At 68.8% G+C, this 25,450-nt stretch carries 24 protein-coding genes; 14 read left to right on the top strand and 10 right to left on the bottom strand.

What is annotated here, in order from left to right; translation table 11 throughout:
• Positions 1-54: 54 nt before the first annotated feature.
• Genes ACQEVO_RS21080 through ACQEVO_RS21070 form a run of 3 tightly spaced genes read right to left on the bottom strand, consistent with a single transcriptional unit; the run spans position 55 to position 2,725 of the window.
• The gene (locus ACQEVO_RS21080; RefSeq protein ID WP_432915767.1) at positions 55-615 is read right to left on the bottom strand and encodes a flavoprotein; all 561 of its coding nucleotides are present in this window, start codon (positions 613-615) and stop codon (positions 55-57) included.
• Positions 612-1,877 (bottom strand): multidrug effflux MFS transporter, encoded by a 1,266-nt coding sequence (locus tag ACQEVO_RS21075; protein ID WP_432915764.1) that lies wholly within the window; start codon positions 1,875-1,877, stop codon positions 612-614. Before ACQEVO_RS21075 ends, ACQEVO_RS21080 begins: the two co-directional genes overlap by 4 nt.
• Complete coding sequence (locus tag ACQEVO_RS21070; RefSeq protein ID WP_432915762.1) at positions 1,874-2,725, bottom strand: alpha/beta fold hydrolase; 852 nt, start codon at positions 2,723-2,725, stop codon at positions 1,874-1,876. Before ACQEVO_RS21070 ends, ACQEVO_RS21075 begins: the two co-directional genes overlap by 4 nt.
• Positions 2,726-2,827: 102 nt before the next feature.
• Here ACQEVO_RS21070 and ACQEVO_RS21065 point away from each other — a divergent pair, with 102 nt between their 5' ends.
• The 13 genes from ACQEVO_RS21065 (at position 2,828) to ACQEVO_RS21005 (ending at position 15,038) form a co-directional block, all read left to right on the top strand.
• Positions 2,828-3,313: a hypothetical protein gene (locus tag ACQEVO_RS21065; protein WP_432915760.1), complete on the top strand. Its 486-nt coding sequence runs from the start codon at positions 2,828-2,830 to the stop codon at positions 3,311-3,313.
• Positions 3,310-3,723 (top strand): acyl dehydratase, encoded by a 414-nt coding sequence (locus tag ACQEVO_RS21060; protein WP_432915758.1) that lies wholly within the window; start codon positions 3,310-3,312, stop codon positions 3,721-3,723. Before ACQEVO_RS21065 ends, ACQEVO_RS21060 begins: the two co-directional genes overlap by 4 nt.
• 86 nt (positions 3,724-3,809) lie before the next feature.
• Positions 3,810-5,105, top strand: coding sequence for an aromatic ring-hydroxylating oxygenase subunit alpha (locus tag ACQEVO_RS21055; protein ID WP_432915756.1), 1,296 nt, complete (start codon positions 3,810-3,812; stop codon positions 5,103-5,105).
• Positions 5,106-5,236: 131 nt separating this feature from the next.
• Complete coding sequence (locus ACQEVO_RS21050; RefSeq protein ID WP_432915754.1) at positions 5,237-6,577, top strand: M20 family metallopeptidase; 1,341 nt, start codon at positions 5,237-5,239, stop codon at positions 6,575-6,577.
• On the top strand, positions 6,577-7,530 hold the full coding sequence (locus ACQEVO_RS21045; protein WP_432915752.1) for a catechol 1,2-dioxygenase: 954 nt from the start codon (positions 6,577-6,579) through the stop codon (positions 7,528-7,530). Before ACQEVO_RS21050 ends, ACQEVO_RS21045 begins: the two co-directional genes overlap by 1 nt.
• Positions 7,531-7,570: 40 nt before the next feature.
• Positions 7,571-8,443, top strand: a complete 873-nt coding sequence (locus tag ACQEVO_RS21040; RefSeq protein ID WP_432915750.1) for an alpha/beta fold hydrolase — start codon at positions 7,571-7,573, stop codon at positions 8,441-8,443.
• 411 nt (positions 8,444-8,854) lie between these two features.
• A complete protein-coding gene (locus ACQEVO_RS21035; RefSeq protein ID WP_432915748.1) occupies positions 8,855-9,808 on the top strand; it encodes an ABC transporter substrate-binding protein in 954 nt (317 codons plus the stop codon).
• The gene (locus tag ACQEVO_RS21030; protein WP_432915746.1) at positions 9,805-10,668 is read left to right on the top strand and encodes an ABC transporter ATP-binding protein; all 864 of its coding nucleotides are present in this window, start codon (positions 9,805-9,807) and stop codon (positions 10,666-10,668) included. The genes ACQEVO_RS21035 and ACQEVO_RS21030 overlap by 4 nt, the downstream gene beginning before the upstream one ends.
• A complete protein-coding gene (locus ACQEVO_RS21025; RefSeq protein ID WP_432915744.1) occupies positions 10,665-11,489 on the top strand; it encodes an ABC transporter permease in 825 nt (274 codons plus the stop codon). The genes ACQEVO_RS21030 and ACQEVO_RS21025 overlap by 4 nt, the downstream gene beginning before the upstream one ends.
• A 264-nt stretch (positions 11,490-11,753) precedes the next feature.
• Complete coding sequence (locus ACQEVO_RS21020) at positions 11,754-12,764, top strand: NAD(P)/FAD-dependent oxidoreductase (protein ID WP_432915742.1); 1,011 nt, start codon at positions 11,754-11,756, stop codon at positions 12,762-12,764.
• 3 nt (positions 12,765-12,767) lie between these two features.
• Positions 12,768-13,088 (top strand): DUF362 domain-containing protein, encoded by a 321-nt coding sequence (locus ACQEVO_RS21015; RefSeq protein ID WP_432915740.1) that lies wholly within the window; start codon positions 12,768-12,770, stop codon positions 13,086-13,088.
• On the top strand, positions 13,088-13,939 hold the full coding sequence (locus ACQEVO_RS21010; RefSeq protein WP_432915738.1) for an alpha/beta fold hydrolase: 852 nt from the start codon (positions 13,088-13,090) through the stop codon (positions 13,937-13,939). Before ACQEVO_RS21015 ends, ACQEVO_RS21010 begins: the two co-directional genes overlap by 1 nt.
• A 214-nt stretch (positions 13,940-14,153) precedes the next feature.
• Positions 14,154-15,038, top strand: a complete 885-nt coding sequence (locus tag ACQEVO_RS21005; RefSeq protein WP_432915736.1) for an IclR family transcriptional regulator — start codon at positions 14,154-14,156, stop codon at positions 15,036-15,038.
• Between the two features lie 165 nt (positions 15,039-15,203).
• On the opposite strand, the gene ACQEVO_RS21000 is transcribed toward ACQEVO_RS21005, so the two are convergent.
• The 5 genes from ACQEVO_RS21000 to ACQEVO_RS20980 all read right to left on the bottom strand — a co-directional run bounded on the left by ACQEVO_RS21000 (position 15,204) and on the right by ACQEVO_RS20980 (position 21,947).
• A complete protein-coding gene (locus ACQEVO_RS21000) occupies positions 15,204-16,748 on the bottom strand; it encodes an AMP-binding protein (RefSeq protein ID WP_432915734.1) in 1,545 nt (514 codons plus the stop codon).
• Between the two features lie 9 nt (positions 16,749-16,757).
• Positions 16,758-17,705, bottom strand: a complete 948-nt coding sequence (locus ACQEVO_RS20995; protein WP_432915732.1) for a quinone oxidoreductase family protein — start codon at positions 17,703-17,705, stop codon at positions 16,758-16,760.
• Positions 17,706-17,734: 29 nt separating this feature from the next.
• Positions 17,735-20,074: a CoA transferase gene (locus ACQEVO_RS20990; protein ID WP_432915730.1), complete on the bottom strand. Its 2,340-nt coding sequence runs from the start codon at positions 20,072-20,074 to the stop codon at positions 17,735-17,737.
• 86 nt (positions 20,075-20,160) lie between these two features.
• Entirely contained in the window at positions 20,161-21,144 is a 984-nt protein-coding gene (locus ACQEVO_RS20985; RefSeq protein WP_432915728.1) for an ABC transporter substrate-binding protein, read from the bottom strand.
• Between the two features lie 17 nt (positions 21,145-21,161).
• Entirely contained in the window at positions 21,162-21,947 is a 786-nt protein-coding gene (locus tag ACQEVO_RS20980; RefSeq protein WP_432915726.1) for an enoyl-CoA hydratase/isomerase family protein, read from the bottom strand.
• A 233-nt stretch (positions 21,948-22,180) separates the two neighbouring features.
• Between ACQEVO_RS20980 and ACQEVO_RS20975 the strand changes: the two genes are divergently transcribed.
• The gene (locus ACQEVO_RS20975) at positions 22,181-22,501 is read left to right on the top strand and encodes a DUF6191 domain-containing protein (protein ID WP_432915724.1); all 321 of its coding nucleotides are present in this window, start codon (positions 22,181-22,183) and stop codon (positions 22,499-22,501) included.
• Between the two features lie 99 nt (positions 22,502-22,600).
• Here the strand turns inward: ACQEVO_RS20975 and ACQEVO_RS20970 are convergent, their stop codons facing one another.
• A complete protein-coding gene (locus ACQEVO_RS20970) occupies positions 22,601-23,806 on the bottom strand; it encodes an FAD-dependent oxidoreductase (RefSeq protein ID WP_432915722.1) in 1,206 nt (401 codons plus the stop codon).
• Between the two features lie 203 nt (positions 23,807-24,009).
• Positions 24,010-25,338, bottom strand: a complete 1,329-nt coding sequence (locus tag ACQEVO_RS20965) for an MFS transporter (RefSeq protein ID WP_432922895.1) — start codon at positions 25,336-25,338, stop codon at positions 24,010-24,012.
• Positions 25,339-25,450: the final 112 nt, after the last annotated feature.

Genomic DNA, 25,450 nt, shown 5'->3' with positions numbered 1-25,450 from the left:
TACACCGCAACCGGAACTCGTCGGCGGTGGGCCGGAGCCCACCGCCTTCGACTGCTACGCGCCGATGCTGCGGGCAGGGTGGTTCAGTAGGGCGCGCCAGGCGGGTTCCCAGGGGAACTGATCCAGGTAGTGCTCACCGGTTCCGGGTTCGTGCTGTCCGATCGTGTCGCCGGAGAGCACCGCGACACCCCAGCCGGAGAGTTTCTGGATCGCTTCCTGCACCGCGGGGAAACCGAGTTGCGCGCGGTTGGAATAGGGCACGGCCACGACGGGCAACCCTTTGCCGACCGCCTCGACCAACAGACCGAGGGGGAGCGTATCCGATATCCCCGCAGCCCATTTCGCCAGTGAGTTACAGGTGATCGGGGCGGCGATCACGGCGTCGGCGGGTGGGAGCAGATCCGGTGTGCCGGGTTCTTTGTATTCGCTGCGAACGGGGTGCCCGGTGTGGGCGGCCAGCGCGTCGGGATCGATGAAACGCCGGCCGTCCGGGGAGGCGACGACGCAGACATCCCAGCCGCCGGCCTGCGCAAGGTCGACGAGCCTGCCCACGTACCGGGCCGGTGGTGAGCCGGTGACGAGGGCGTACAGGACCGGTTCTCCCCGTTCGTTCATGGTCCCATGATGTCAGTACTCGCTGTCCCGGCTCCGGGCCCGACTCGGCCGGGGCGCGCGGTGAGGAATCCGAGCAGGGCAAGAGTCGCGGCGACGGTCATGACGATGGCTATCGCGTGGGCGGAGTTGCCGAGCACCCCGACCGCGGGCGCGGCGAGGGCGGCGGCGCCGAACTGGGTGAAGCCGACGACCGCGGCGGCGGATCCGGCCGCTTCACCGTGCCGGGACAGCGCCGCCGCCACCGAATTCGGCATGGCGAGACCGGTGGTGCAGAGCAGCAGCACGAGTGGCACGGCGAAGCCGGCGAGGCCGCCCGCGCCCGTCACGGTGACGAGGACGAATACGGCGCCGAGGACGACGCTCACCACCAGCGCTATCAGGCAGAGACGGTCGGGGGTCCAGCGGGCGAGCAGCAGCACGTTGAGCTGGGACGAGCCGATCAATGCGACGGCACCGATCGCGAAGGCGAAACCGTAGAGCTGCGGGCTCAGACCGTATTGCTGCTGGAGAACGAAGGCCGAGCCGGCGATATAGGCCCACAGGACCGCCCGGACCAGCCCGCAGACGAGGACCAGCAGGACGAAGACCCGGTCCCGGGCGAGGACCCCGTAGCGCCGGAACAGCGAGGCGGTGCCGCGGCTCGCGCGGGCGGCGGGCGGGAGTGTTTCGGGCATGGCGTAGCAGCCGAGCACGATCATCACCAGGCCGAGGCCGGCCAGGGTGAGGAAGACGCCGTGCCAGGAAACGACGGCGATGAGCAGGCCGCCGATCGAGGGTGCCAGCACCGGGGCGACGCCCATGACGAGCATGAGCCGTGACAAGACGACCGCAGCCTCCCGGCCGGTGAACAGATCGCGTACCACCGCCATGGCGATGACCGTGGTGGCCGCGGCGCCGATCCCCTGGAGTGCGCGGAAGGTCCCGAGCAGCGCGACCGACGGCGCGAAATAGCAGGCCACCGAGGCCGCGACGTGGATCGCGGAGCCGGCGATCAGCGGTCGGCGCCGGCCGTAGACATCGGACAGCGGTCCGATGACCAGCTGGCCGAGCGCCAGGCCGATCAGGGTCGCGGTGAGGGTGAGCTGGATGGTGGCATCGGTGGTGCCCAGATCCGTGGCGATGACCGGTAGCGCGGGCAGGTACATATCCACCGTGAACGGCCCTAGCGCGGTGAGCGCTCCCAGTATCAGGACGAGTCGAATCCTGTTGTGCTGTACGGGTTTATCGAGCGGCTGGGTGTCCCTGATCTCTTCGGTGGTCACGGATGCTGCTGGTTGAGGAAACCGGTCACCACGCTGTAGTAGTCGTATGGGCGTTCCTCCTGCAAGTGGTGCGAGGCCCGGTCCATCACGTAGAGATGGCCGTGCGGGACCATGCGGGCGAGCATCAACGGGTAGTCGGGGGTGAGGAACGCGTCGTGCATACCCCAGGCGAACAGGACCGGCGCCTGGATCATGCCGAGCTCGGCCGTCAGGTCCTGCCAGTCGCCGCGCGGGTTGTCCGAGCGGGCGGCCAACTCGGTTTCGCCGGGGTCGAGGCTCTGCCGGTACCGCATATCCAGGGTTTCGTCGGGGAGCTTGCTGCCGTCGAACCATTCGAGCCGGGTGATGAGCTGCCGCATCTTCTCGCGCGTCGGTCCCTCACCGCCGTAATACACGTCGCGGGCATTGCGACCCCGGCGCCCGGACTCGGGGAGCGGGGCGAGGGGGCCGTAGAAAACCGGCATACTGCCGGTGATCACCAGGGTGCGCACTCGTTCGGGGTATTTGGCGGCGAGGTTGAGCGCGATCGTGCCGCCCCACGAATTGCAGACGAAATCGGCGCGGTCGATACCGAGTTCGTCGAGTAGCGCCACCATTTTCGCGGCGTGGAAATCCCACATCGGGCCGGTGATCGTGCATTTGTCGGATTGGCCGTATTGCAGGAGGTCCACGAGCAGGGCCCGGCGGTCGCCGGCGAACAGTTCCGCGACCGGCCCGAAGTCCGACCAGGCGGTGCAGCCGGGTCCGCCGCCGTGCAGGAAGAGGGTGGGGGACCCGCTGCCCAGGTCGTGATAGTGGAAGGTCACACCGGCTGCGGTGGCGTACAAGCTGTTCGGTCGAGATGCCATACCCACCACCTGACCGCATGGCGCGGCCGGGCCCAAGGTTCGCGGTCCGCTGGACGGTCCCGGCCGGTTGTCCGGCCGGTCGCGGATTCCTAGCGTCGGCCCATGACAGATGATCTGGAAACCGTGCACGCACGGGCCACCGCGCTGCTCGGCGCGGTGGAGAAACGTGAGCTGGGGCGGGTGCGGGCCGCGGAGGCGATCGCCTTCGCGCGGGCCTGCGGGGAGGACGACGCGCGATATCTCGAGCCGCGGCATCCGGCGTTCGCCGTGCACCCGCTGTATCTGCCGAGCCTGCTGCGTGGGCCGGCGGGCGCGCGGGACGAGGAATACCGGCCCGATGGCATGTTCGCCGACGAGGTGCCCGGAACGGCCGGCCTGGCGGTACGGCTGATGGCGGGCGGGCAGAGTGTCGAGTTCCATCGGGCCACCCCCTTGGACGAGGACATCGAGGTGCGGCGCACCGTGGAGCGGGTCGAGTGGAAAGGCCGGGGGAGTTCGCGCTTCGTGCTGGTCACCGTCGGCAAGGTCTATTTCGCGTCCACGGCCGGACCGCTGGTGTCGGTGACAGAAGGATTCATCGTCCGATGAGGGATCCGCGTCCGGCCCGGCTCGGAGATGCCGTCGAACCTGTTGCGCTGCAAACGGACCCGATCCGGATCCAACGGTTCGGCGCCGCCACTCACAATGCGCACCGTATCCACTACGACACTCGCGCCGCGCGTGCCGAGGGCCTCGACGACCCGGTGGTGATGGCGCAACTGCACGGCACGCTCTTCTTCCGCGCGGCGGCCCGGTACGCCGGTGACCCGGCCGCGGTGCGCTCGGTGAGCTGGCAGAACCGGGCGCCCGCTGCAGTCGGGGCGACCCTGACCGTCACCGGTGTCGTCGGCGCGGCCGCGGACGGCGCGGTGACCCTGCGGCTCGAGGAGCGCGACGACAGCGGCACCGTCTGCGCGACCGGGTCGGCCGTGGTCGCCGCGGGGCCTCCGGTCTGCTGAGCGAACCCGATCCATTGGGTGCTGCCGCGTCCGGGCCGAAGATCGGAGCAACCGGACGATCTCGCATCGAGAGGAACTGAACCCATATGACTGGTGTCGAGGCACCGGCCACCCGGCCCACGCTCCCGGAGCGCGCGCGGGCGGCAGGCCGGCAGGACTGGACGGCCTGGCCGTACTACGACCAGGCGGGCAGCGGCTACCGCGGGTACTGGTATCCGGTGACGTGGTCCAACCACATCACCGGCAAACCCACGAGCCATACCGTGTGCGGGGAGAAGCTGGCGCTGATCCGGGACAACGGCACCGCCTATGCCCTGCACGACCGGTGTCCGCACCGTGGGGTGCCGCTGTCGGAGGGCGATCAGCAGTTCCCGGGCACCGTCAGCTGCCCGTATCACGGCTGGACCTTCCGGCTGACGGACGGGAAACTCGCCGCCGTCATCACCGACGGGCCCGATTCGAAGGTCTGCGGCAAGCTCTCGGTGCAGACCTATCCGGTGGCCGAACGCCTGGGCCTGGTGTGGGTGTACATCCCGATCGGCAACGAACCGGCGCCGCCGATCGACGAACAGCTGCCCCGGGAACTGGTGGAGAACGAGGGCATCGTGGGCGGCCGGATCCAGCCGCGCCGCGGTAACTGGCGTTTCGCGTGCGAGAACGGTTTTGATGAGGGGCACGCGAAATACCTGCACCGCACGGCGCTGTGGCGGCTGTTCAAACCCATGCCGACCTGGAACATCACCCGGATCGTGCCCGAGGGCCGCTGGATCTACCGCGTCCAGGACGAGGTGCACTGGGAGGCCGAATTCCCCGGCGTCGGGACATGGACCAACAAGCGGTGGTGGAAGAAGAAGCCGGACGAGACCACGATCTCCCAGATCGGGAACGTGGGTGCGGGACTGCGCACCGACCCGGTGATCGAGGCACAGCAGTTTCCCGGGTTCGCGTCACTGTCGATGCCCGGCGTGCTGCGCATCGCGTACCCGAACTTCATCCACTACGAGTTCTACGTACCGGTGGACGACGACCACCACAACTATGTGGGACTGATGGTCAATTTCGTGACCGGGGTGCGCAAGCTGGGCTTCTACGCGAAATACCTGGGTGCGATCCGCTGGCTGTTCCACGGCCAGTTCTCCGGTCAGGACGAATGGATGGTGAGCGTCACCGACGCGCCCCCGGAGAAGCTCTACCGGCCCGATATCTCGCTCACGGCGTGGCGCAATCTCGCGGAAGAGGAGTACGCGGAAAAGATCGCGGCCGCCGCGGCCCATGAGCCGGCGAAACCGGAGCGGCCGGTGCGAGCGCGGCGTACGAGCGGAAGAGAAACGGCTGCGGTGAAATCCGCCCCCGGGGACACCAACGGTTCTCCGGCCGAATAGGGAAGGAGAGGACTCATGCGCAAAATCTTCGCCGGTATCGCTGCCGGTGTGCTGCTGGCCGCCGGGGCGCCGAAAGCCTGGCGTTTCCTGGCCGCGCGGAACAATACTCAGGTCCATCAGGTCAGCCCGCAATGACGGCGGTGGCCGACCCGCTTGCCGGACTCGACGAACAACGGCGTTCTTGGGCCGAACGAGCCTGCGCCGCAGTCGATTACGGCCGCCTGCGGGAACTCGTCACCGGGCTGGTGGATATCGCGAGCCCGACCGGTGACGAAGGGCCGCTGGCACGGCATATCACCGGTGTGTTCAGCGAAGCCGGTATCGAGGCACAGACGATGGAACTCGATGACCGGCAGGCCAATTCGTGGGCCCGCCTACCCGGAACCGGGGCCGGTCCGGATCTGATGCTCTATGCCCCGATCGACACCGTGACAAGTGGGAATGCCGAGGAGGATCTGCCCTGGGCGGGCGATATCCTGCGCCCGGATATGACGGCGCGGGCGGTCGTGGACGGCGATTACGTGACCGGTCTCGGCGCCTCGAACCCGAAGGGCCACGCCGCCTGCGTCCTGGCGGCGGTCGAGGCCGTGTACGCCGCCGGTATCCCGCTGACCGGGGATCTGATCGCCGCGTTCGGTGCCGGTGGTATGCCCACCAATGCCCGGCCGGGCGTCGGTGGTACCCGGCGTAACACCGGGCAGGGTGCCGGCTGCTCGTTCTTGCTGGAGCAGGGCGTCTGGGCGGATTTCGCGCTCATCGCCAAACCCGGCTGGACGGTGTCCTGGGAAGAAGTGGGCCTGAGCTGGTTCGAGATCACCGTGCACGGCAGCCACACCTACGTCGGGTCGCGGCACCGGCTGCCCTATCGCAACCCGGTCGCGCTGGCCGGTGCGGTGGCGGCGCGGCTCGAGCAGTGGTTTCCGGAGTACTCGCGGGCGCACCGGGACGGGCTGGTGTACCCGCAGGGCATGGTCGCCAATATCCACGGCGGCTGGCGGCGCACCGCCTCGTTCACACCGGAGCAGGTGCGGATGATGGTGGACCTGCGGCTGAGCCCGCGGACCACCCCGACCGCGGCCAAACGGGAACTGCGGGCCGCCGTGCGGACGATCGCCGAAGACCTGGACGCGCGGATCGATGTCGAACAGATACTGGCGATCCCCGGAGAATCATCGGACCCGCGAATGTGGTTGTGCCGCAGCGCAGTCACCGCATGGGAGGCGATGGAAGGGCGACCCCATCAGGACGTGCGCGACGCCAGCGGCGCGACCGACGCCAACATCCTGCGGGGCCGTGGCATCCCGACCGTCCGGGTGGGCATGCCGAAGGTTGCCGACGCCCCGTTCGACGTGGATTTCGCGCGGGGCATGAACACCGTGGATCTGCGGGCGGCCGAACAGTTCACCCGGTATCTCGTGCGGGTCGTGTTGGATACGGCGACCCGGACACTCGAGGAAGTAGGTATCGACTGATGGCGAATATCGTGCTGGGGGTGGGCGCGTCACACAGCACGCTGATGAACACCCACTGGGAGCAGACGACACACAAGTCGGAAGCGGAAAGGTTCCGCGACGCACTCCACGCGGCCCGTGACCGGATCGCCGCGGCACGCCCGGACGCGGTGATCCTGCTGGGCTCCAATCACTTTCGCGGGTTCTGGCTCGATCTGATCCCGCCGTTCACGCTCGGGGTCGGCGAATGTCACGCCAGCGGCGAATCGGGTACTCCGAAAGGCCCACAGCGAGTCGATATCGAGCTGGCCCGGCATCTGGCCGATTCCCTCATAGAAAGCGGCCGGTTCGATCCGGCGTTCTCGGCCCGCCTGCAGATCGACCACGGCCAGTCACATGCCATCCAGTACCTGCTGGCCGGGCTCGACGTGCCGATCGTGCCACTGGTGGTGAACGTTTTCGCGCCGCCGCTCCCCACCTTCCAGCGCTGCGCGGATCTCGCGGTGGCCTTGCGGGAGGCGGTGACCGCGTATCCGGTGGACAGCCGCGTGGTGGTGATCGCCTCCGGCGGACTCTCGCACCGGCTGCCCTGGCCGGACTGGCGTGACCCGCACGGCGAGGACGAGGACTTCATGGTCCGGGCCTGGCTCGACGGCCGGGAGAACTGGTCCGATTACGACGTGCGGCGCCGGCAGATCATCCGCGCCGCCGAAGCCGCCATCTCCCCGGAATTCGACAACCGGATGCTCGAGTTGTTCAGCCTCGGCAAGGCCGCCGAACTGGCCGGATACCGCACCGCGGAGCTCGAGGCAGCGGCCGGCAACGGGGCGCAGGAATTGCGGACCTGGCTGATGATGGCCGCGATGCTGGATTACATCCCGGGGGAGCGGCTGGCCTACGAAGCCATCCCGGAATGGCTCACCGGAATGGGTGTCACCGTGCTGGATCCCGCACGGCAGCCCGCCGGCCGGTGATCACGACCCGATACTCACCATTTACCGACAAGGATTCGATATGACGATCTGGACCGAACTGACCGGCGTGGACTTCGCGCTGAAAACCGTCGACGCCGCCGGTATCCCCACCCGCTCGCTGCAGGCGGGCAGCGGCGACGAAGCGGTGATATTCCTGCACGGCACCAGCGGACATCTGGAGGCATTCGCCCGCAATATCGTCGCGCACGCGGCGCGCTACGAATGCCACGCCATCGATATGCTCGGCCACGGCTACACGGGCAAACCCGACTATCCGTACGAGATTCCCCGCTATGTGCAACATCTGCTCGACTACCTCGATGCGGTGGGGCTGGAGAAGGTGCATCTGGTCGGTGAATCGCTCGGCGGCTGGGTCGCGGCGTATCTGGCCAGTGATCACCCCGAGCGGGTGCTCTCGCTGCAACTGCTCGCCGCGGGCGGAACCGTGGCGAACCCGCAGGTCATGGAGCGGATCCGCACCTCCACGACCAAAGCGGTGGAAAGCGACGACATCGAACTGACCCGCGCCCGGATGCGGCTGCTCATGCACGATGCCGCCGACGCCACCGAGGAACTGGTGCAGGTGCGGCACCGGATCTACCACGAGCCCGCTTTCGTGGCCAATATCGGCAACTTGCTGTCGCTGCAGAATATGGAGATCCGGCAGCGCAATCTGCTGCGGCCGGACCGGCTGGCCCGCATCACCGCGCCGACGCTGGTGGTGTGGGGTCATGAGAACCCGTTCGGGGACGTGCCCGAGGCCGAGAAAATGGCCGCCGATATCCCGGGCGCCCGGTTGCAGCTGTATCCCGCGTGCGGGCATTGGCCGCAGCACGAAAATGCCGAGGAGTACAACGTGCTGAGTCTGGAGTTCCTGGCCGAGGCTGCCGAGCGGGTGAAGACGGCCGTGTAACTGTACTGGGACTGTCGAGTTCTTCCGGGGCCGGTCGCGCAGCGTGCGCGACCGGCCCCGGTGCTTTCGCGGGCCACGGTGCCGCGCGCAGGCGGGAGTTGCGCGGCCCCGGAGACCAATCCCGGCGGGGTCCATGGCGCATATGGGCAACGGTCCGGAAATGTATGGGAAACGTGCTGGTCATCAGCTTCCAATAGACAAATATTCATCCTATGACCCGGCCGGTGCCCGGCCGTCCGAGGTCATCGGGGTCGGCCGCCGGCGGTGCCGAGGTGCGGGTCCGCTCCCCGGACCGCGTTCGTTCGCGCGCCCGCGGACAGCGGATAGGTTCCCTGTCCAAGGCGCGGCGAATGCGGTGCAGATCACAGAATGAGGGTGCAGAAAATGGCGTGGCGATCTAGATACAGGAGGGTGTCCTTCGCGGTACTCGCGATGACACTGGCGATCACGCTGGGAGCGTGCACCCGGCCCGCCACCCGCGAAGCGGAGGCGAGCGCGGGCGGGCCGATCCGGGTCGCGGTGGGGATCGACTCCTCGTTCGCGGCGTTCTTCCTCGCGGATCAGGAGGGCATGTTCCGCGACGCGGGCCTGGATGTGGAACTCGTGCAATTCGGCAGCGGCGGGGAAGCCGTCGACGCGCTCGCCAGCGGTCAGGTCCAGCTCGCCGGCAGTTCGGACACCACGACGATTTCGCAGCTGCGGCAGAACCCGGATATGCGGGCACTGTTCGCCTACGAAGCGTCCGGCGAGTACATCAAGGTCGTCCTGCGCAACGGCATCCAGTCCGCCGCCGATATCGAGAAGATCGGATTCGTCCCCGGCCTCGGTCAGGTATCGACCGATAAATATCTGCGAGCCAACGGAATTGCGGCCGGTTCCGTCGAGATGATCTCGGCTACCCCGAGCGATATGCCGGCGCTGCTCGCCCGCGGGGATATCGACGGTTATGTGCTGTGGGAGCCGTGGCCCGCGACCGCGGTCACGCAGGGGACCGGACGGGTGGTCGCGGTGACCGGCGATTTCGACTGGACCTACCACCATTGGGCGATATCGACCGATTCCTGGCTCGAGCACAACCCGGCGGAGGCGCAACGGTTCGCGCAGGTGCTGGCCGCCGCGAGTGAGCGGGTGGAACAGGATCCGGCCCGGGCCGCGGTGGCCACCCGGACCGCGGTCAATGTGGCCGACGAGCAAACCCTCGTCGCGATCCGCGAAATCGATTTCGGGGTCACGAATCTCAGCGACAAGGACGTGGATTCGGCGCAGCAGATCGTCGATTTCTATCAGGACATCGGCGTCCTCTCCGAGCAGCCCGACCTGCGGTCGGCGATGCTGCTCGATTGGTACAAGGAGGAGAAGAAATGACCGTGACCACATCCGATATCGCCGGGCCGGGCACCGATAAAGGTGTTTCGGTGCAGATCCGGGACCTGGACATCAACTTCGGAACCGCCGAGATCGTCACGGGTATCGACCTCGCGGTGCGGCCGGGCGAATTCGTCTGCCTGCTCGGGCCGAGCGGTTGCGGTAAATCGACGCTGCTGTCGGCCATGGCCGGATTCGTCCGGCCCACCGCCGGCGGCATCATCTGCGACGACGAGCAGATCGACGGCGGCAACCGGCACGCCGGCATGGTTTTCCAGAGTTCGGAGGCGCTGTTCGACTGGATGACCGTCGCGCAGAACGTCGCCTACGGACCCCGTATGCACGGCGCGAAGAAAGCCGAACAGGCGCGGATCGCGGCCGAATACCTGGGCATGGTCGGTCTGCCACACGCCGGCGGGAAATTCCCGGCCCAGCTGTCCGGCGGGATGCGGCAGCGGGTGCAGATCGCCCGGGTCCTGGCCAACCAGCCCTCGCTGGTGCTGATGGACGAACCCTTCGGCGCGCTGGACGCCCAGACCCGGCAGGTCCTGCAGACCGAACTGGACAAGATCTGGCGGCACACCGGCTGCACGGTCGTGTTCGTCACCCACGATATCGACGAGGCGCTCACCCTCGCCGATCGTGTCGTGGTGATGACCGCCGGCCCGAAGGCACGGATCAAAAGCATCTACGACGTCACCGCCCCACGGCCGCGCGACCGGGCGAACCCGCAGGTGATCGAACTGTACGAGCAGCTGCGCGACGATATCCGGGCCGAAGTGGTCGCGGCGCTGCGCAATCAGGGCTTCGAAGGCGAACCGGACCTCGCGGGTGTCCGGGGCGAGGAGGAAAAGGTATGACCGCGATAGCGGAAATCCGGGCCCCACGGGGCGCGGTCTCGGCGCGCGGCGCCGGGATGCGAATCGGCAACCAGGTGCTGCGCACCGGGGCGTTGTGGATCGCCTCGGCGCTCATCGGCCTGGCGGTCTGGTCGTTCCTGGCCTGGTGGTACGGCCCGACGACGATCGCCTCGCCCGTCGAGGTGTGGCGGGCGGCGGGTGAGCTGTCCGAGAGCGGGGTCCTGTGGACCTCGGTGGTCGCCTCGGGGCAGCGCATCCTGCTCGGCTGGAGCCTCGGCGTGCTCGTCGGCGCCCCGATCGGCATCCTGATGGGGCGGTTCAACATGGTCCGCCAGCTGCTCGACCCCTATATCGAGTTCTTCCGGTTCATCCCGCCCATCGCGTTCGTCACGCTGGCGGTGGTCTGGTTCGGTATCGGTGAGACCTCCAAGGTGGTGCTGATCTTCTACACCTCGGTGTTCATCGTCACCGTGAGCACCATCGCCGCCACCGTATCCATCAGCGAGAACAAACTGCAGGCGGCCACCAACCTGGGCGCCGGGCGGTTGCAGATCATGCAGACGGTGGTCCTGCCGTCCGCGGTCCCGGGGATCGTCACCGGCGCCCGGCTGGCCATGGGCAACAGCTTCCTCACCATCGTGTCCGCCGAGATCGTCGCTTCCGAGCACGGGCTCGGCTCGATGATCTGGCAGGCCCGCAACTACGGCCGGATCGACTGGACCTTCGTCGGCATCATCGTGCTCGGCATCATGGGCTTCTTCTTCGACCGTGTCCTGCGCATCCTGTCGACCAAGTTCCTCGCGCGCTACGGCGTCAAATAAGAGCGCGGTCACGGGCGGCGCACGGTGCCTGCCATGAGGGCGGCGTAGTTCATCCCGTGTCCTGGCCTCATCGATCGGGCCGGGCGGAGTACGCCGCAGGCATCAGAGTGAGCTGACCGATACCGGTCGACGGCAGGTCCCGGCATTCGTGCCGGGGCCTGCCGTTCGTCGTCTGCGCGGCGTGCGGCGCGCTGCCCGGACCGGGGTCTGCTCACCGGACCCGTTTCATTTCTCCTGCGCCGCAACGCTCTTAGCGTGCTGAGTATGAACGAAACGCTGGATAGGCCGGCCGGCGCCGGACCGGAGGTGGACATCCTCGTCGTCGGTGCCGGACCGGCCGGACTGTTCGCCGCGTACTACGCGGGGTTCCGGGGACTGCGGGTCGCGGTGATCGACGCGCTGTCGGAACCCGGTGGTCAGGTGAGCGCGATGTACCCGGAGAAGGAAATCCTGGATATCGCCGGGTTTCCGGCGGTGAAGGGCCGGGAGTTGATCGGCCGGTTACTGGAGCAGGCGGCGCCCTACGACCCGGTGTATCTCCTGGGCGAGCAGGCGCGGACCCTGACCCATACCCCGGACGGCCGGGCAGTGGTGGGCACCGGTTCCGGGCGCACCATCACCGCCGGCGCGGTGGTCGTCACCGGTGGGATCGGTACGTTCACCCCGCGCCCGCTGGCGCAGGGACTGGATTTTCTCGATCGCGGGCTCAGCTACTTCGTGCCCGATCTGTCGGCGCACGCCGGCCGTGATGTGGTCATCGTAGGTGGTGGGGACAGTGCCTTCGACTGGGCCGTGCATCTGGAACCGGTCGCGGCGTCGGTGACCCTGGTGCACCGGCGGGACAGATTCCGCGCCCACGGGTCCACGGTCGCCAAAGTCCGGGACAGCAGTGTGCGGATGCTGGTGAACTCCGATATCGCCGCGGTGCGGGGGAACGGCTGGATCACCGAGGTGGATGTGCACCACAAGGCCGATAAGTCCGTGACGACTCTGCCCGCGCAGTCGGTGATCGCCGCGCTCGGTTTCACCGCCGACCTCGGCCCGCTGACCGACTGGGGATTGCGGATCGAGAACCGCCATATCGTCGTCGACACCCGGATGCGGACCGGTGTGCCGCGCGTCTACGCGGCCGGCGATATCACCGACTATCCGGGCAAGGTCCGGCTGATCGCCGTGGGCTTCGGCGAGGCGGCCACCGCGGTGAACAACGCCGCCGCGGAACTCGATCCCGAGGCCGATATCTTCCCCGGCCATTCCACCGAACAGGAGAACTGACCCATGCCATTCGTCATCGGTGAAGCGTGCATCGACACCACGGACCGTTCCTGTATGGAGGAATGCCCCGTCGACTGCATCTACGAGGGCGACCGGAAGCTCTACATCAATCCGGCCGAATGCATCGACTGCGGCGCCTGTGAACTGGCCTGCCCGGTCGAGGCGATCACGGTGGACCGCAAGGCCGACCCCGAATTCAAACAGGACGCCGTGCGGTTCTTCACCGAGACCCTGCCGGGTCGCGACGAGCCGGTGGGCAATCCGGGTGGCGCCGCGAAGATCGACGTCATCGGTGTGGACACCCCGATGGTCGCGGCGTACTGATGGGCGTGCGGTTCGGCTACGCCGACACCTCGTTCGGTCAGTTGCACTACGCCGAGCAGGGTTCGGGTCCGGTGCTGCTGCTGTTGCATCAGACACCGCGCTCGTGGGACGAGTTCCGCGAGTTGATCCCGCTGCTGGCGCCCGGCCACCGGGTGATCGCGATGGATATGGTCGGATTCGGTGCCAGCGCCGCACTGCCGGCGCCGCAGACCATCGAGGTGTTCGCCGCCGGCGCATGGGCGCTGCTGGACGCGCTCGACATCCCCGCCGCCGCGGTGCTCGGGCATCACACCGGCGCCGCGGTGGCACTGGAAATGGCGGCCGCGGAGCCGGGCCGGGTCGAGGCGGTGATCCTGTCGTCCTGCCCGTGGGCCGACGCGGCGTACCGAGCCGGACATGCCGGCGGCGGTGCGGTCGACCGCGCCGAACACACGCCGGACGGGCGGCATCTGCAGACCCTGTGGGACCTGCGCCGCCCCTACTATCCGCAACCCGGTACCGAACTCCTGGACCGGTTCGTGCACGACGCGCTCACCTTCGGCGTGGACCCGGCCGAAGGGCATCGAGCCTGTGCCCGCTATCGGATGGAAGACCGGATCGGCGCCGTTCGGGCGCCGGTGCTGCTGCTGGGTGCGGCGGCCGACCCCTTCTCCATCGGGAACCTGCCGGCCCTGCGTGCCCGGCTGACCGGCGCACCGGTGGTGGAGGAGGTGATCTTTCCCGACGGTACGGTCGCGCTGATCGAATACGAGGCGCCGGGGATCGCCGACGCCGTGCGCCGGTTCTTGCGGGTCGTCCGTCGTGAGCCGGGCCGCTCGGCGAACGGAGCGAACCGGTCCGGTCGGCCGTAGCCGAACCGGTCCGCTCGGCGGACGTAGCGACGGGGGCTCGACCGGGGTCCACCGGCGCCGAGCCCGGTCCGCTCGGTGGACGGGGCGAACCGGGTCCGCTCAGCGGACCCGAATATGCTGCGGATCCAAGGTACGGCCGCTAGCGTCACCGTTCACGGCGAATTCGCCGGTCGGGCCCCGCGAGGAAGGCCCCGCAAGGCGTCAGGAGGTCACCATGACGACAGCCGCACATCGGCCGGCGGATCTAGGTCCGGATATGCCCTTCGAACCGGAGCCGGGCCCGGGCACCGAGATGTCGTCGGTGCTGAGCAAGGCCCGGATGATCCTGGACGCCTTCGACAACGAACACCGCGACCTCGCCCTCACCGAACTTGCGCGGCGCAGTGGTGTCGCGAAGGCCTCGGTGCACCGGCTGGCCGGGGAACTGGTCGAATGGGGGCTGCTGGAACGGTCCGGCACCAAATATCGGCTCGGGTTGCGCCTGTTCGAACTCGGGCAGCTGGTGCCCCGGCAGCGGATCCTGCGCGACGCCGCGCTGCCGTATATGGAAGACCTGCTGATCGCCACCCAGGAAACCGTGCATTTCGCGGTGCGCGACGGCATCGACGTGCTCTACATCGAGAAGATCGTCGGCCACCGCGGTCTCAAACAGCAGTCCCGGGTCGCGGGGCGGCTACCGCTGTACTGCACGGCCACCGGCAAGATGATTCTGGCGTTCTCGCCGCAATCGGTATTCGCCGAAGTGGTCGAACAGGGGTTCACCGCGCTCACCTCGCGGACCACCATGTCGGTATCGGTGCTGCGTCAGCAGCTGGACCGGATGCGCAAGGAACAGATCGCGGTGGAGGTCGAAGAGACCCGGCTCGGCTATATGAGCGTCGCGGTGCCGGTGTTCAGCGGACCTCAGACCATCGCCGGCGCCCTCTCGGTCACCGGGCCCACCGCACGGCTCAACGTCAGCCGGGTCACCGGGGCACTGCGCACCGCGGGGGTCGGGATCAGCCGGGCACTGCAGGCGATGCGCTGCCATCACAGTTCCCCGGACAGTGCCGCCATGTGCACGCCGGCGCTGTGCACGCTCAACGGTTGCGGCCGGTAGATCGGCGCGAACCGGGACCTGGGCGATCGCTACGTACGGTCGATCGGTGCATACCGGAGGCGGGGCGATTGCTGTGGCAGGTGAATCGGCACTCGTCGGATCTCGAAAGATCGCTGTGCCCGGTAGGTCGGCACATGCCGGGCCCCGGTTCGAGGACGGCGCGGTTCAGCGCACGCCGAGCCCGGGTCGATCGCCCTCGGCCGACCAGGTCTGCGCGGTGACGCCGCGCGCACGGAGATCGTTCTTGCGCACCTTGCCGGTTTCGGTCAGCGGCAGGGTCGTGACTATGTCGATGTAGCGGGGGAGTGCGAAGCTCGCCAGGTGCGCCGAGGCGAAGCGGCGCAACTCGGCCGGATCCACTGCCGCGCCCGGATGCGGGACGACCGCGGCCATGACCTCGTCCTCGGCCAGTTCGGACGGCACCGGGAACACGGCGACCTGCCCGACCGCCGGATGCTGTGCCAGCACCTGTTCGACCTGCAGCGACGAAATGTTCTCCCCGCGGCGGCGGATGACATCCTTGATGCGGTCGACGAACCGGAACCAGCCGCCGGGTTCGCGGATCACCCGATCGCCCGTCCGCCGCCAGGACCCGGGTTCGGGAACCGGCTCACCCAGGTAGCCGAGTGCGAACGCGCCGGGGAGTTCGGTACGTACCACCAGTTCACCCGCGGTCCCGTCGGCGACCGGTGTCCCGGATTCGTCGACCACCGCGGCGTCGAAGCCCGGCATGACGGTGCCGAGGTATCCGGCGCGGCGGGCACCCGGGAGGCTGCCGAGGACGAGATTGGTTTCGGTACTGCCGAACCCGTCGACCAGCTCGATACCGAACCGTTCCCGGAACGGCGCGTACAGATGCGCGGGGGTCGCAGGGGCGAGTGCGCGGGTGACCCGGTGCGCGCGATCGTGCGCACCCGGTGGCCCGCCCGCGAGCATGGCGACCATCGCGCCCAGCAGATACGTCACCGTGGCCTCGGCCTCGGCCACCCGCCGCCACTGCTCGCGGACCGAGAAATGTTCCCCGAGAACGAAGGTGGCGCCCGCGACGAACGCCTGGAACACGGTGTTGAGCGCGTTGGTGTGAAACAGCGGCAGGCCGTTGTAGAGGACGTCGTCGGGCCCGAGGCCGAGCGAGGCGCCCACACTGTGGCCCCACCACAGGGATTGTGCATGGGGGCAGCGAACCCCTTTGGGGAGACCGGTGGTTCCCGAAGTGAACAGCACGAACGCCGGTACCAGTGCGGAAACCGGGCCGACGGGTGCGGCCGGCCCGTGCGGGGTGGGCGCCGACTCGGTGCCCACCACCCAGGTCGTGCCGTCGAAACCGGCGTCCTCGACAGGGCCGGTGAACCGCTCCTCCAGCAGCAGGTGCCGGGCCCCGGAGCGCACCAGGACATGCGTCAGCGAATCCCCGCGTAACGCGGTGTTCAGCGGCACGGCGACGGCGCCGAGCCAGGCGCAACCGAGCACCAGATCGATCAGTTCGATGCGGTTGCCCGACAGCACGGCCACCGGATCACCGGGCCGGACGCCGTGGCGCGCCAGCGATCCCGCCATCGCCGCGGCCCGGTCCGCGAGTTCCCGGTAGGTCAGCCGGACCGCGCCGGCCCGCACGGCGAGGTGATCGCCCCGGCCGACCGCCCGGTCCCGCAGTAGTGCCGGGATCGTCAGTTCCGCAGGTAGCGAGCCACCGGGGGCGGGAGCTGTCATGGCAGACACTCAGGGGGTAACCACCGCGCGACCTGTCACCTTCCCGTCGCGCATGGCCTGCAGCGCGGTGGCGATCTCGTCGAGCGGGAACGTCTGGACCGCCAGCTCTATCGCACCGGTCACCAGCATGTCGATCAGCTTCGGCGCCAGCTCGGCCTGCCGGGCCGTTTTCCGGATCATATTGACCGGGAGCAGCGCCACATCGGCGAGCAGCCAGTTCGGCAGGTCGAGGTGCAACTCGGTGCCCAGGGTGTAGCCGATGAGGGCGGCCCGCCCACCGGGCACGATCCGGCGCAGCAGCACCGGCAGCAGATCGCCGCCGAGGGTATCGATCAACACCTCCGCGGCGGGCTCGCTGCCCAGCGCCTCGGCCACCTGTTCGCCGCGGCCCACCACCGGGCGCACTCCCGCGGGCAGCAGGGCGGCCTGATCCGCGCGCGGTACCACGCCGATCACCTCGGCCGCGCCCGCCGCCAGCGCGAATTGCGCAGCCATCGAACCGACCGCGCCGGAGGCCCCGGAAACGATCACCCGGTCACCCGCGCCCACCCCGGCCACATCGTGTACCGCGACGTAGCCGGTGGTGCTCGGCAGGAAGAACGTCGCCGCGACCGTCGGGTCCAACGCGGTATCGAAGGGGGTGAACACCTTGTCCGCGGCGGCCAGGTACTCGGCCCAGCATCCGTTCTTGAACAGTCCGACACCGCCACCGCGGATGAGGACTCTGGTGCCCGGCGCGAAGGTCTCCGATTCGACCACCGTGCCCGCGCCGTCGGTGCCGCCGATATGCGGCAGTTCGGGTCGGACGTCGAATGTACCGCTCGCGACCGTCATATCGAGATGCCCGAGGGCCGCGGCGTCGACCCGCACGAGTGTCTGCCCTGGTGCCCGGACGGGGATGTCGATGTCGTCGATGACCGGGGCTCGGCCGAATTCGTGGAGCCGGGCGGCACGCATGGTTACTCCTAGGGGATGGTGTGGGGGCGTCAGTTCAAAATGCCCGCGGCGCGCAGCCGGGCGATGGTTTCGGGCGGATAGCCGGCGATATCGGCGAGTACGTCCTCGGTATCGGCGCCGAGCAGCGGTGCGGTCCGGCGGACAGCGGCCGGGGCGCCGATCCGGACGGGGGAGCCCTCGTGCAGGAAAGCGCCTGCCTTCGGGTGCACGCCTCGGACGTAGAACCCGCGGGCCCGCAGCTGGGGGTCCGATTCGACCAGGTCGCGGCCGGTGTTGACCGCACCCGCCGGGACACCGGCGCCCTGGAGCCGTTCCGCGACGACTTCGGCGGGCAGGGCGGCGGTCCAGCGGGTGATCGCCGCGTCGATCTCCTCGGCTGCCGCGCGCCGGCCGGCCGCGTGCCCGAATCGTTCGTCTTGCGCCCACTCCGGGCGTTCGATCACGGCGCACAGCCGCTGCCACTCGGCGTCGTCACGTACCGCGATCGCACACCACCTGTCCGGTCCGAGGCACCGGTACACGCCGTGCGGCGCCATCTCCGGATGGGCGTTGCCGATAGGCGCGCCGGGGTGTCCCGACCCGGTCGCGCGCAGTACCGCGGCGCCCATATGCGAGGACATCGCCTCGAGCTGCGACAGATCGATGTGCTGTCCGCGTCCGGTGCGGTCGCGATGGCCGAGTGCGGCCAGCACCGCCGTCGCCGCCTGCAGGCCCGCGACGATATCGCCGTGACCGTAGATGACGCCGACCACCTCGTCGGCGCTCCAGCCGGTGAGTGCGGTCAAACCCGTTGCCGCCGAAACGATATCGGCGTAGGAAACCCATCCGCTGCGCGGTCCGGTATGGCCCATGCCGGACATCGAGACGTAGACGATATCGGGCCGTAGTGCCCGCAACTGCTCGTAGCCGAAACCCATTTTCGTCATCACCGTGGAACTGAAGTTCTCGACCACCACATCGCTGTGCGCGAGGAGATCGGCGAGCACTTCCAGCCCCTCGGAGGAGCGGGTGTCGAGCGTGATACTGCGTTTGTTGCGGTTGACATCGTTGAAATAGCCGCTGGTGTCGGGATCGTCGTGCGGACCGCGGGACAGGTGCATGAACGGTGCGAACCGGGTCGGGTCCGGGCGGCCGCGGGATTCGACCTTCACGACATCGGCACCGTGGTCGGCGAGGATGCGGGTGCAGTAGGGCCCGGCGAGCACCCAGGTGAGGTCGAGTACGCGAATACCTTCCAGCGGTAGCCGATCGGCGGCACCGGTGGGTGGCACACCGGCACGTTGTGCAGCGGCCGGGATGAGTTGCTGGTGTTCTCCCGGGTGCGGCACGTGCAGTTCACGTATCCGCGTTCCCTCGGGAAAGGCGAAGCCGAACCCCAGATCCCGCGAGGTCACGCCGTCGCGGACGATATCGAGGAAGAAATCCCGGTCGTTGAGCTGCGGGTTCAGCAGCAGCTCGGCGGGCCGATCCACCGCCGACCAGGGCAGTTTGCGTTCCTGCGCGGCGGCCGCGAACTCGTGTTTCGGCCATTTCGCGATGAACTGCCCGACCACGTCGAAGATGTGGTCCTGATGGCGTTTGCGTTCCACCGGGTCGGCCCAGCGCGGATCGGTGAGATCGGCGGCGGCATTCTCCTCCACCAGCCAGGCCAGCAACGCATCCCACATCCGTGGGCTACCGCCCAGCCCGCCGCCCACGTATCCGTCGGCGGCCTGGAACAGGCCGTGCGGGACCAGGGGATGCACCCGGCCCGGGCGCGGCGGTACCCGGTCCTCGTGCAGGTAGGCGAGCGTCCCGGCCTCCAAGCTCGCGGCGACGCATTCCTGGGCGGAAATATCGACGACGGGCACCGGGCCGTGCCGCCGGGCGCGCAGCCCGAGCAGCGCACCGACCGCGGCATTGATGCCGGTGAGTTGTTCGGCCTGGTTCTCCGGGAGCGCGAGCGGGGGATTATCGGGGTCGCCGACCTGCGCCAGCATGCCGCCTTGCGCGGCGAGAGTGAGATCGGTCGCGGCCCAGCCCGACCGGGGACCGTCCAGCCCGAACGGTGTGACCCGTACGTGAACCAATGCGCCCGGCCGCGGCGTGACGGGTTCGAATCCGGGTGCGCTGCCGTCGAGGAAGACGTCGGCGGTGGCGAGCAGGCGTTCGAGTGCCGCGCGACCGGTATCGCTGTCGAGGTCCAGGGCGACCGACTTCTTACCCGCATGCCAGTGGGCGAAGCAGTCGCCCGCCGATTCGCCCCGGCTCGGATCACCACCGACCGGCTCCACCAGCACGACCTCGTAGCCGAGCCCGACCATCACCCGTCCCGCGAAGCGGGTGAGCGGGGTGGGCAGTTCGACCACCCGGACAGCGGGCTCGGTCATGATTGCTCCGTTCTGTGTCGATCTCGTACCCGCCCCGGCGAACTCTGCCGGGACCGGGTCGCACTACGTGTGGAAGCCGCCGATGCTCAGGCGGGTGCGCCGCGCAGGTGCTGGTCGACCCAGCCCCGGCGCAGTACCTGTCCGGTATCCACCGAACCGCCGATCTTGCCCTGTTCGCGGAAGAAGGTGACCAGATCGTTCGCCCGGGCGATGTCCTCGTCGGTGAAATCCCGCACCCCGAAATCGATCTGCTCCACGGTACGGCGGGCTTCGGCCGGATCCTGCTGAATCGAGGCCGCCACCGCGCGGGCGGCGCGGTCCGGGTCGGCGTCGACGATCGCGGCGGCCTCGGACACCACATCGAATACTTGCGCGGCGGTCTCCTCGTTCGCCGACAGCCACGCCTCGGTCGCCACCAGCCACTGGGTGTACCGGGCACCGAAATCGCCGCTGGTGGCGACCACCCGGGCACCGCCGGCGACGGCCTGGCTCACCCACGGGTCGAACGAGACGAACGCGTCGATATCGCCCCGGCCGAGCAGCGCCGGATGGTCGGGTGGGCCGGTGGTGACCTGTTCGATCGCGGCCGGGTCCAGCCCGATACTGCGCAGGTACAGATCGGTGAAGTACAGGCCGATACCCGGGAACACGCCGACCTTCCGGATCTGTTCCGGCTCGATGCCCGCGCGCACGACCACCTGGAAGTACCGGTCCGATTCCTCGTACACGCCGAGGGCGCGCAGACTCGGATTCGCGGCCATGACGGTGAGCGCGGTGGAATCGGCATTACCGGACAGCTCGGAAGTTCCGGCGACCACGTTCTGGGCGCTGGCCGCGCCGCCCTCGGTCTGGACGATCCGAACGTCGAGTCCGGCTTTCTCGAACATTCCCTCCTGTTCGGCGACGAAGAACGGCGCGTAGGAGGGGTCCACGCCCACCGAGATCCGGATCGGTCCGGAGCCGGTTTCCTGCTGGGTGGCCGGCCTGGTGCAGGCGGCCGCCGCCAGCGTCAGCGCGACGAGAGCGGCGACGGCGGCGATCCCGCGTGCCCTGGGTCGGAATTTCATCATGACTCCTTTTCCACCGTTCACCGGCCGCCGAACGACGGGGTGCGTTTATCGAGGAATGCCTGTAGACCCTCGGCGGCGTCGCCGGTGCGGATGAGTTCGAGCACCGCGGCGAACTCCAGATCCAGCGCGTCCGGCAAAGGAACATCGAGGCCGCGCTCGACGATGTCCTTGAGCAGGCCGATGGTGCGGGTCGGCTTGGCCGCGAGCGAGGCGGCGAGCTCTTCTGTGCGAGCCGCGAAGCCGGCATCCGCCACGACCTCGTCCACCAGCCCGATCCGCAGTGCCTCCGCGGCGGTCAGGCGCGCGCCCTCGATCATCAGCAGCTTCGCGCGGTGCGCGCCCAGCAGCCGGGGCAACCGCTGGCTACCGCCCGCACCGGGGAACAGGCCGAGTTCGATCTCGGGGAAACCGATGGTCGCCGATTCGGCCATCACCCGCATATCGCAGGCCAGCGTCAACTCCGCCCCACCGCCGAGCGCGTGCCCGTTGATCGCCGCGACCACGGGTTTCGGCGCCGTTTCCAGCACCCGCTGGACCTGCACCCACGGCCGCATCGCCCGCTGCGTCTCCTCGGTGAGCTCACGCATCACCCGGATATCGGCGCCCGCCACGAAGAACCGGCCGGTTCCGCGCAGGACGAGACACCGCACCGCGGGATCGGCCGCGAGCGGTTCCACCGCCGCCAGCAGCTCGGCGATGAGCGCGGGGTCGAAGGCGTTGGCCGGTGGCCGGTCGATGGTCACGGTGGCCACGGCCGCACCGACGGACACCTGGACGTGTTGTGGGGCGCTGACAGCGGTCATACCGGCTCCGATGTGGTTCGTCGAACTGCGGGAGGTTCCGAGTATCGGCGATGCGGTCCCGCCCGGCACCGTCCCGGGTCCGGTGAACGAACCCGGGTGTTGCCGGAGTGTGACGCGGCCCGGCCCGCCGGCCGGTCGGCCGATCAGGTCGGCGTTACGGTTTCTCCGGCCTCGCGTCAGGTCGGGTACCGCGGCACAACACGCCGAGAGCCGGCGCGGCCTATGATTCTCCGATGGGACTGCTGGTTGCGATGACCATCCCCGGGCTGGCGCTGCTGTTGATCGCGCTGGCCGGTGCCGAGGTCTTCTGGAACAAACTCACCGGGTCGCGGGCGTTGCCGTGGACGCGGACCGGTTCCGGCGCGCCGATCGCCGCCGCCGGGTTCGAGGAGGTCACCGCCGCGTTCCAGGGCTCCAAGCATCTCGAGTTCGAGCAGCGGATGACCAGTCTCATGCATCGTGAAACACCGTCGGACGGGGCGCCGCCGCGCGACGAAATCGACCTCGACAGCGGCGTGGCCCGCCTGGTGAGTCGCGGATCCACGGGGAAGTGACGGACAGCTCCACTCGGGTACGGCCGCGGTGCTCAGGTGTTGTCGCCCGCCCACGGTCCGCGCGGCCCGAACAGTGGCTGCGTCGCGTTGCCGAGCACACTAATTATTGGCTCGTTTGATCGAGCGCTGGACCAGGCCGCGGATACCGGGCAATCCGAGTGCGCGGAGCATGAGCTCGCCCGCCCAGACCTGTGCCCGGGTGGCGGGGGCGAACCGGCTCATTCCCTTGCGGGCCAGGGCCTGCCGCTTGACGACCTCGGGGCGCAGTGATGCTTCCCAGGCGGTCAGTGCGGAGGGGAGATCATCGCCGTTGCCCGCGAGGGCGGCCGCCAGCCGGTCGGCGCCGTCGAGGGCCAGCGCCGCGCCGTAGCCGGCGAAAACGGTGACGCACCAGGCGGCGTCGCCGAGCAGGACGACCCGGCCGCTACTCCAGCGGTCCATGACGATCTGGGCGACCGAGTCGAAGTAGGCGCAGGCCGGATCGGTTTCGAGCCGGCGGAGGGCCTCGGCGACACCGCCGCCGAGATCTCCGAACGCTCGGCCGAGGGCGGCGGCCGGGCCCGCAGCCGATTCGGCTTCCGAGTCGGCGCAGCGGTAGGTGAAGAACGCCGACGAACGGCCGGGTCCCAAGTTCATCACCGCAGCGGTGCGGCCGGGGCCGATATAGGTGGTGCCGGCGCCCTCCGGGACGTGCGCGGGCACCGTGTCGAGCGGGAAGGCTCCCACCATGTGGCCGAGGTCTACCAGATAGTCGGCTTCGGGCCCGAATACCAGTTCCCGGATCCCGGAGTGCTCGCCGTCGGCGCCGATGAGGAGTTCGGCTGTCATCCGGGTGCCGTCGCCGAGGGTGGCCTCGACCCTGTCCGCGTGCTGGACGACCTCCCGCACGGTGGTGCCGAATCGGATGTCGGCGTCTCCGGCCACCGCCTCGTACAGGGCCGATTCCAGGTCGCCGCGGAAGATACTCAGTGCCCGGGTCCCGACCGCGGCCTCGGCGACGGCGGCCGGCAGCCGGAATTTCTCGCGGCCGTCGGCGTGCACCATGATCGAAGTGAAGAAGCCGATATCGCGTGGCTCCAGCGCGGGTACTACACCCAGCCGCTCGGCTGCGTCGTAGCCGGGGCCGTGCAGATTCACCAGGTAACCGCTGCTGCGGCGGGCGGGCGCGCGCTCCACCACGACGACCTCCCAGCCGTCCCGGTGCAGCCGTAGTGCGGCGGCCAGCCCGGCGATCCCGGCCCCCACTACCAGGACGCGTTTCTTTTCTTCACCACTTGTGGATCGCACCGAATTCTCGACAGCCACCGTCGTTACTCCTGACTCGGATCTCTGTTCGGCGGCGCTCGGGCCGAACGCAGCCTGCGTCAACTAGTAGTTGACGCAGGCTGCTACGTCAACCGCAAGTTGACGAACTGTGTGGGGATCCGTGCCTCGAGGCGGCGTCCTCCGGGGCAGCGCACGCGTGTGGGGCCGCCGATCCGGCGACCCCACACGCTCGTCGAAATGGCTTATGCGAGTTCGGCGAGAGGCTGCCTGCGGCCCAGTAGCGCCGCGGCGGAGGCGATCAGGCCGGCCACCGCGACCGCGGTGACCAGGTACAGGCCCGGCCGGTAGCCGTCGATACCGTCGGCGGTCGCGCCGCTGATCAGTCCGGTGGCGATGGCGAGCACCACCGCGCCGCCGATCTGGAACGAGGTCTGCACCAGGCCGGAGGCCAGGCCCTGTTCGTGGTCGGCGATACCCTCGGTGGCCTGCACCATCACCGCCGAGAACCCCAGGGCGAAACCGAGGCCGAGCAGCAGGAATGCGGGCAGGTAGTCGGCGGCGTAGGACGGGTCGGGGTTGCCGGCGCGGGTCAGGAACCAGAAGTAGCCGGCGACGAACGAGGTGAGGGCGGCGAGGATCATCGGGGTGGTGCCGAAGCGATCGATGAGCTTACCGGCGATCGGCGAGAGGATGGCCACGATGATGCCGGTCGGTGCCATCGCGAGCGCCATCTGCAACGGCTCCCAGTGCAGCGTGTTCTGCAGGTACAGCGAGACGATGGTCTGGAAGCTGAGGTAGGAGCCGAAGATGGCCAGCGCGGCCAGGTTCGCCCGCACGATCGACTTCACCTTGAAGATGCTCAGCCGCACCAGTGGATGGCTCACCCGGTTCTCGACCACGAAGAACGTGCCGAGCAGGCCGATCGCCAGGATGGTGGTCGCGATGACGGTGGCGGTGAAACCGGTCTCCGGCGCGGTGACGATGGTGTAGATCGCGGCGAGGGTGCCGCCGGTGAGCAGAGCGGCGCCGGCGAAATCGATACGGCCCTCTTCCTTTTCGGTGTTGCGCGGCACCACGAGGTAGGCGGCGAGCACGACCCCGGCGACCACGACGACCGGCAGGTAGAAGGTCAGCCGCCAGTCGATTCCGGTGAGCAGGCCGGACACGATGAGTCCGGAGGCGTAACCGGTGGCGCCGAAGATGGCGAAGATCGACAGCGCGCGGTTGCGGTCGGGACCTTCCTTGAATGTGGTGGTGATGATCGACAGGGCGGCCGGTGCGGTGAACGCGGCGGCGACGCCCTTGACGATCCGGGTGGCGATCAGCAGCCAGCCCTCGTCCACCAGGCCGCCCACGAGCGAGGCGATACCGAAGACGACCAGGGCGGTGAGGAACACCTGCCGGCGGCCGAGCAGATCGGCGGCTCGTCCACCGAGGAGCAGCAGGCCGCCGTAGCCGAGGATGTAGCCGTTCACGATCCACTGCAGTGCGGAGGTGTCGAGGCCCAGTTCCTGGCCGATGGAGGGGAGGGCCACGCCGACCATGGAGACGTCGAGGGCGTCGAGGAACATGGCGAGGCCGGCGACGAACAGGATGGCCCACAGCTTGGGTCCCCAGCGGCCGGCGGCCGGGGTGGCGGGCGGGGTGAGGTTCTGCGTGAGGGTGGCAGTCGAGGTCACGAAG

It is taken from the genome of Nocardia sp. CA-290969 (assembly GCF_050936135.1).
GTDB lineage: Bacteria > Actinomycetota > Actinomycetes > Mycobacteriales > Mycobacteriaceae > Nocardia.
Note: the sequence above shows the minus strand (reverse complement) of the source record. Positions and strands in the feature narration are given on the sequence as shown.

What these genes read in the sequence shown, in the direction of transcription:
- ACQEVO_RS20995 (WP_432915732.1), bottom strand. Translation starts at nt 17,705, where the DNA reads ATGCGTGCCGCCCGGCTCCACGAATTCGGCCGAGCCCCGGTCATCGAC.
- ACQEVO_RS20985 (WP_432915728.1), bottom strand. Translation starts at nt 21,144, where the DNA reads ATGATGAAATTCCGACCCAGGGCACGCGGGATCGCCGCCGTCGCCGCT.
- ACQEVO_RS20980 (WP_432915726.1), bottom strand. Translation starts at nt 21,947, where the DNA reads ATGACCGCTGTCAGCGCCCCACAACACGTCCAGGTGTCCGTCGGTGCG.
- ACQEVO_RS21045 (WP_432915752.1), top strand. Translation starts at nt 6,577, where the DNA reads ATGGCGAATATCGTGCTGGGGGTGGGCGCGTCACACAGCACGCTGATG.
- ACQEVO_RS21065 (WP_432915760.1), top strand. Translation starts at nt 2,828, where the DNA reads ATGACAGATGATCTGGAAACCGTGCACGCACGGGCCACCGCGCTGCTC.
- ACQEVO_RS21015 (WP_432915740.1), top strand. Translation starts at nt 12,768, where the DNA reads ATGCCATTCGTCATCGGTGAAGCGTGCATCGACACCACGGACCGTTCC.
- ACQEVO_RS20975 (WP_432915724.1), top strand. Translation starts at nt 22,181, where the DNA reads ATGGGACTGCTGGTTGCGATGACCATCCCCGGGCTGGCGCTGCTGTTG.
- ACQEVO_RS21000 (WP_432915734.1), bottom strand. Translation starts at nt 16,748, where the DNA reads ATGACAGCTCCCGCCCCCGGTGGCTCGCTACCTGCGGAACTGACGATC.
- ACQEVO_RS21060 (WP_432915758.1), top strand. Translation starts at nt 3,310, where the DNA reads ATGAGGGATCCGCGTCCGGCCCGGCTCGGAGATGCCGTCGAACCTGTT.
- ACQEVO_RS21020 (WP_432915742.1), top strand. Translation starts at nt 11,754, where the DNA reads ATGAACGAAACGCTGGATAGGCCGGCCGGCGCCGGACCGGAGGTGGAC.
- ACQEVO_RS21040 (WP_432915750.1), top strand. Translation starts at nt 7,571, where the DNA reads ATGACGATCTGGACCGAACTGACCGGCGTGGACTTCGCGCTGAAAACC.
- ACQEVO_RS21055 (WP_432915756.1), top strand. Translation starts at nt 3,810, where the DNA reads ATGACTGGTGTCGAGGCACCGGCCACCCGGCCCACGCTCCCGGAGCGC.
- ACQEVO_RS21010 (WP_432915738.1), top strand. Translation starts at nt 13,088, where the DNA reads ATGGGCGTGCGGTTCGGCTACGCCGACACCTCGTTCGGTCAGTTGCAC.
- ACQEVO_RS21030 (WP_432915746.1), top strand. Translation starts at nt 9,805, where the DNA reads ATGACCGTGACCACATCCGATATCGCCGGGCCGGGCACCGATAAAGGT.
- ACQEVO_RS20990 (WP_432915730.1), bottom strand. Translation starts at nt 20,074, where the DNA reads ATGACCGAGCCCGCTGTCCGGGTGGTCGAACTGCCCACCCCGCTCACC.
- ACQEVO_RS21005 (WP_432915736.1), top strand. Translation starts at nt 14,154, where the DNA reads ATGACGACAGCCGCACATCGGCCGGCGGATCTAGGTCCGGATATGCCC.
- ACQEVO_RS21050 (WP_432915754.1), top strand. Translation starts at nt 5,237, where the DNA reads ATGACGGCGGTGGCCGACCCGCTTGCCGGACTCGACGAACAACGGCGT.
- ACQEVO_RS21025 (WP_432915744.1), top strand. Translation starts at nt 10,665, where the DNA reads ATGACCGCGATAGCGGAAATCCGGGCCCCACGGGGCGCGGTCTCGGCG.
- ACQEVO_RS20965 (WP_432922895.1), bottom strand. Translation starts at nt 25,338, where the DNA reads ATGTTCCTCGACGCCCTCGACGTCTCCATGGTCGGCGTGGCCCTCCCC.
- ACQEVO_RS21080 (WP_432915767.1), bottom strand. Translation starts at nt 615, where the DNA reads ATGAACGAACGGGGAGAACCGGTCCTGTACGCCCTCGTCACCGGCTCA.
- ACQEVO_RS21070 (WP_432915762.1), bottom strand. Translation starts at nt 2,725, where the DNA reads ATGGCATCTCGACCGAACAGCTTGTACGCCACCGCAGCCGGTGTGACC.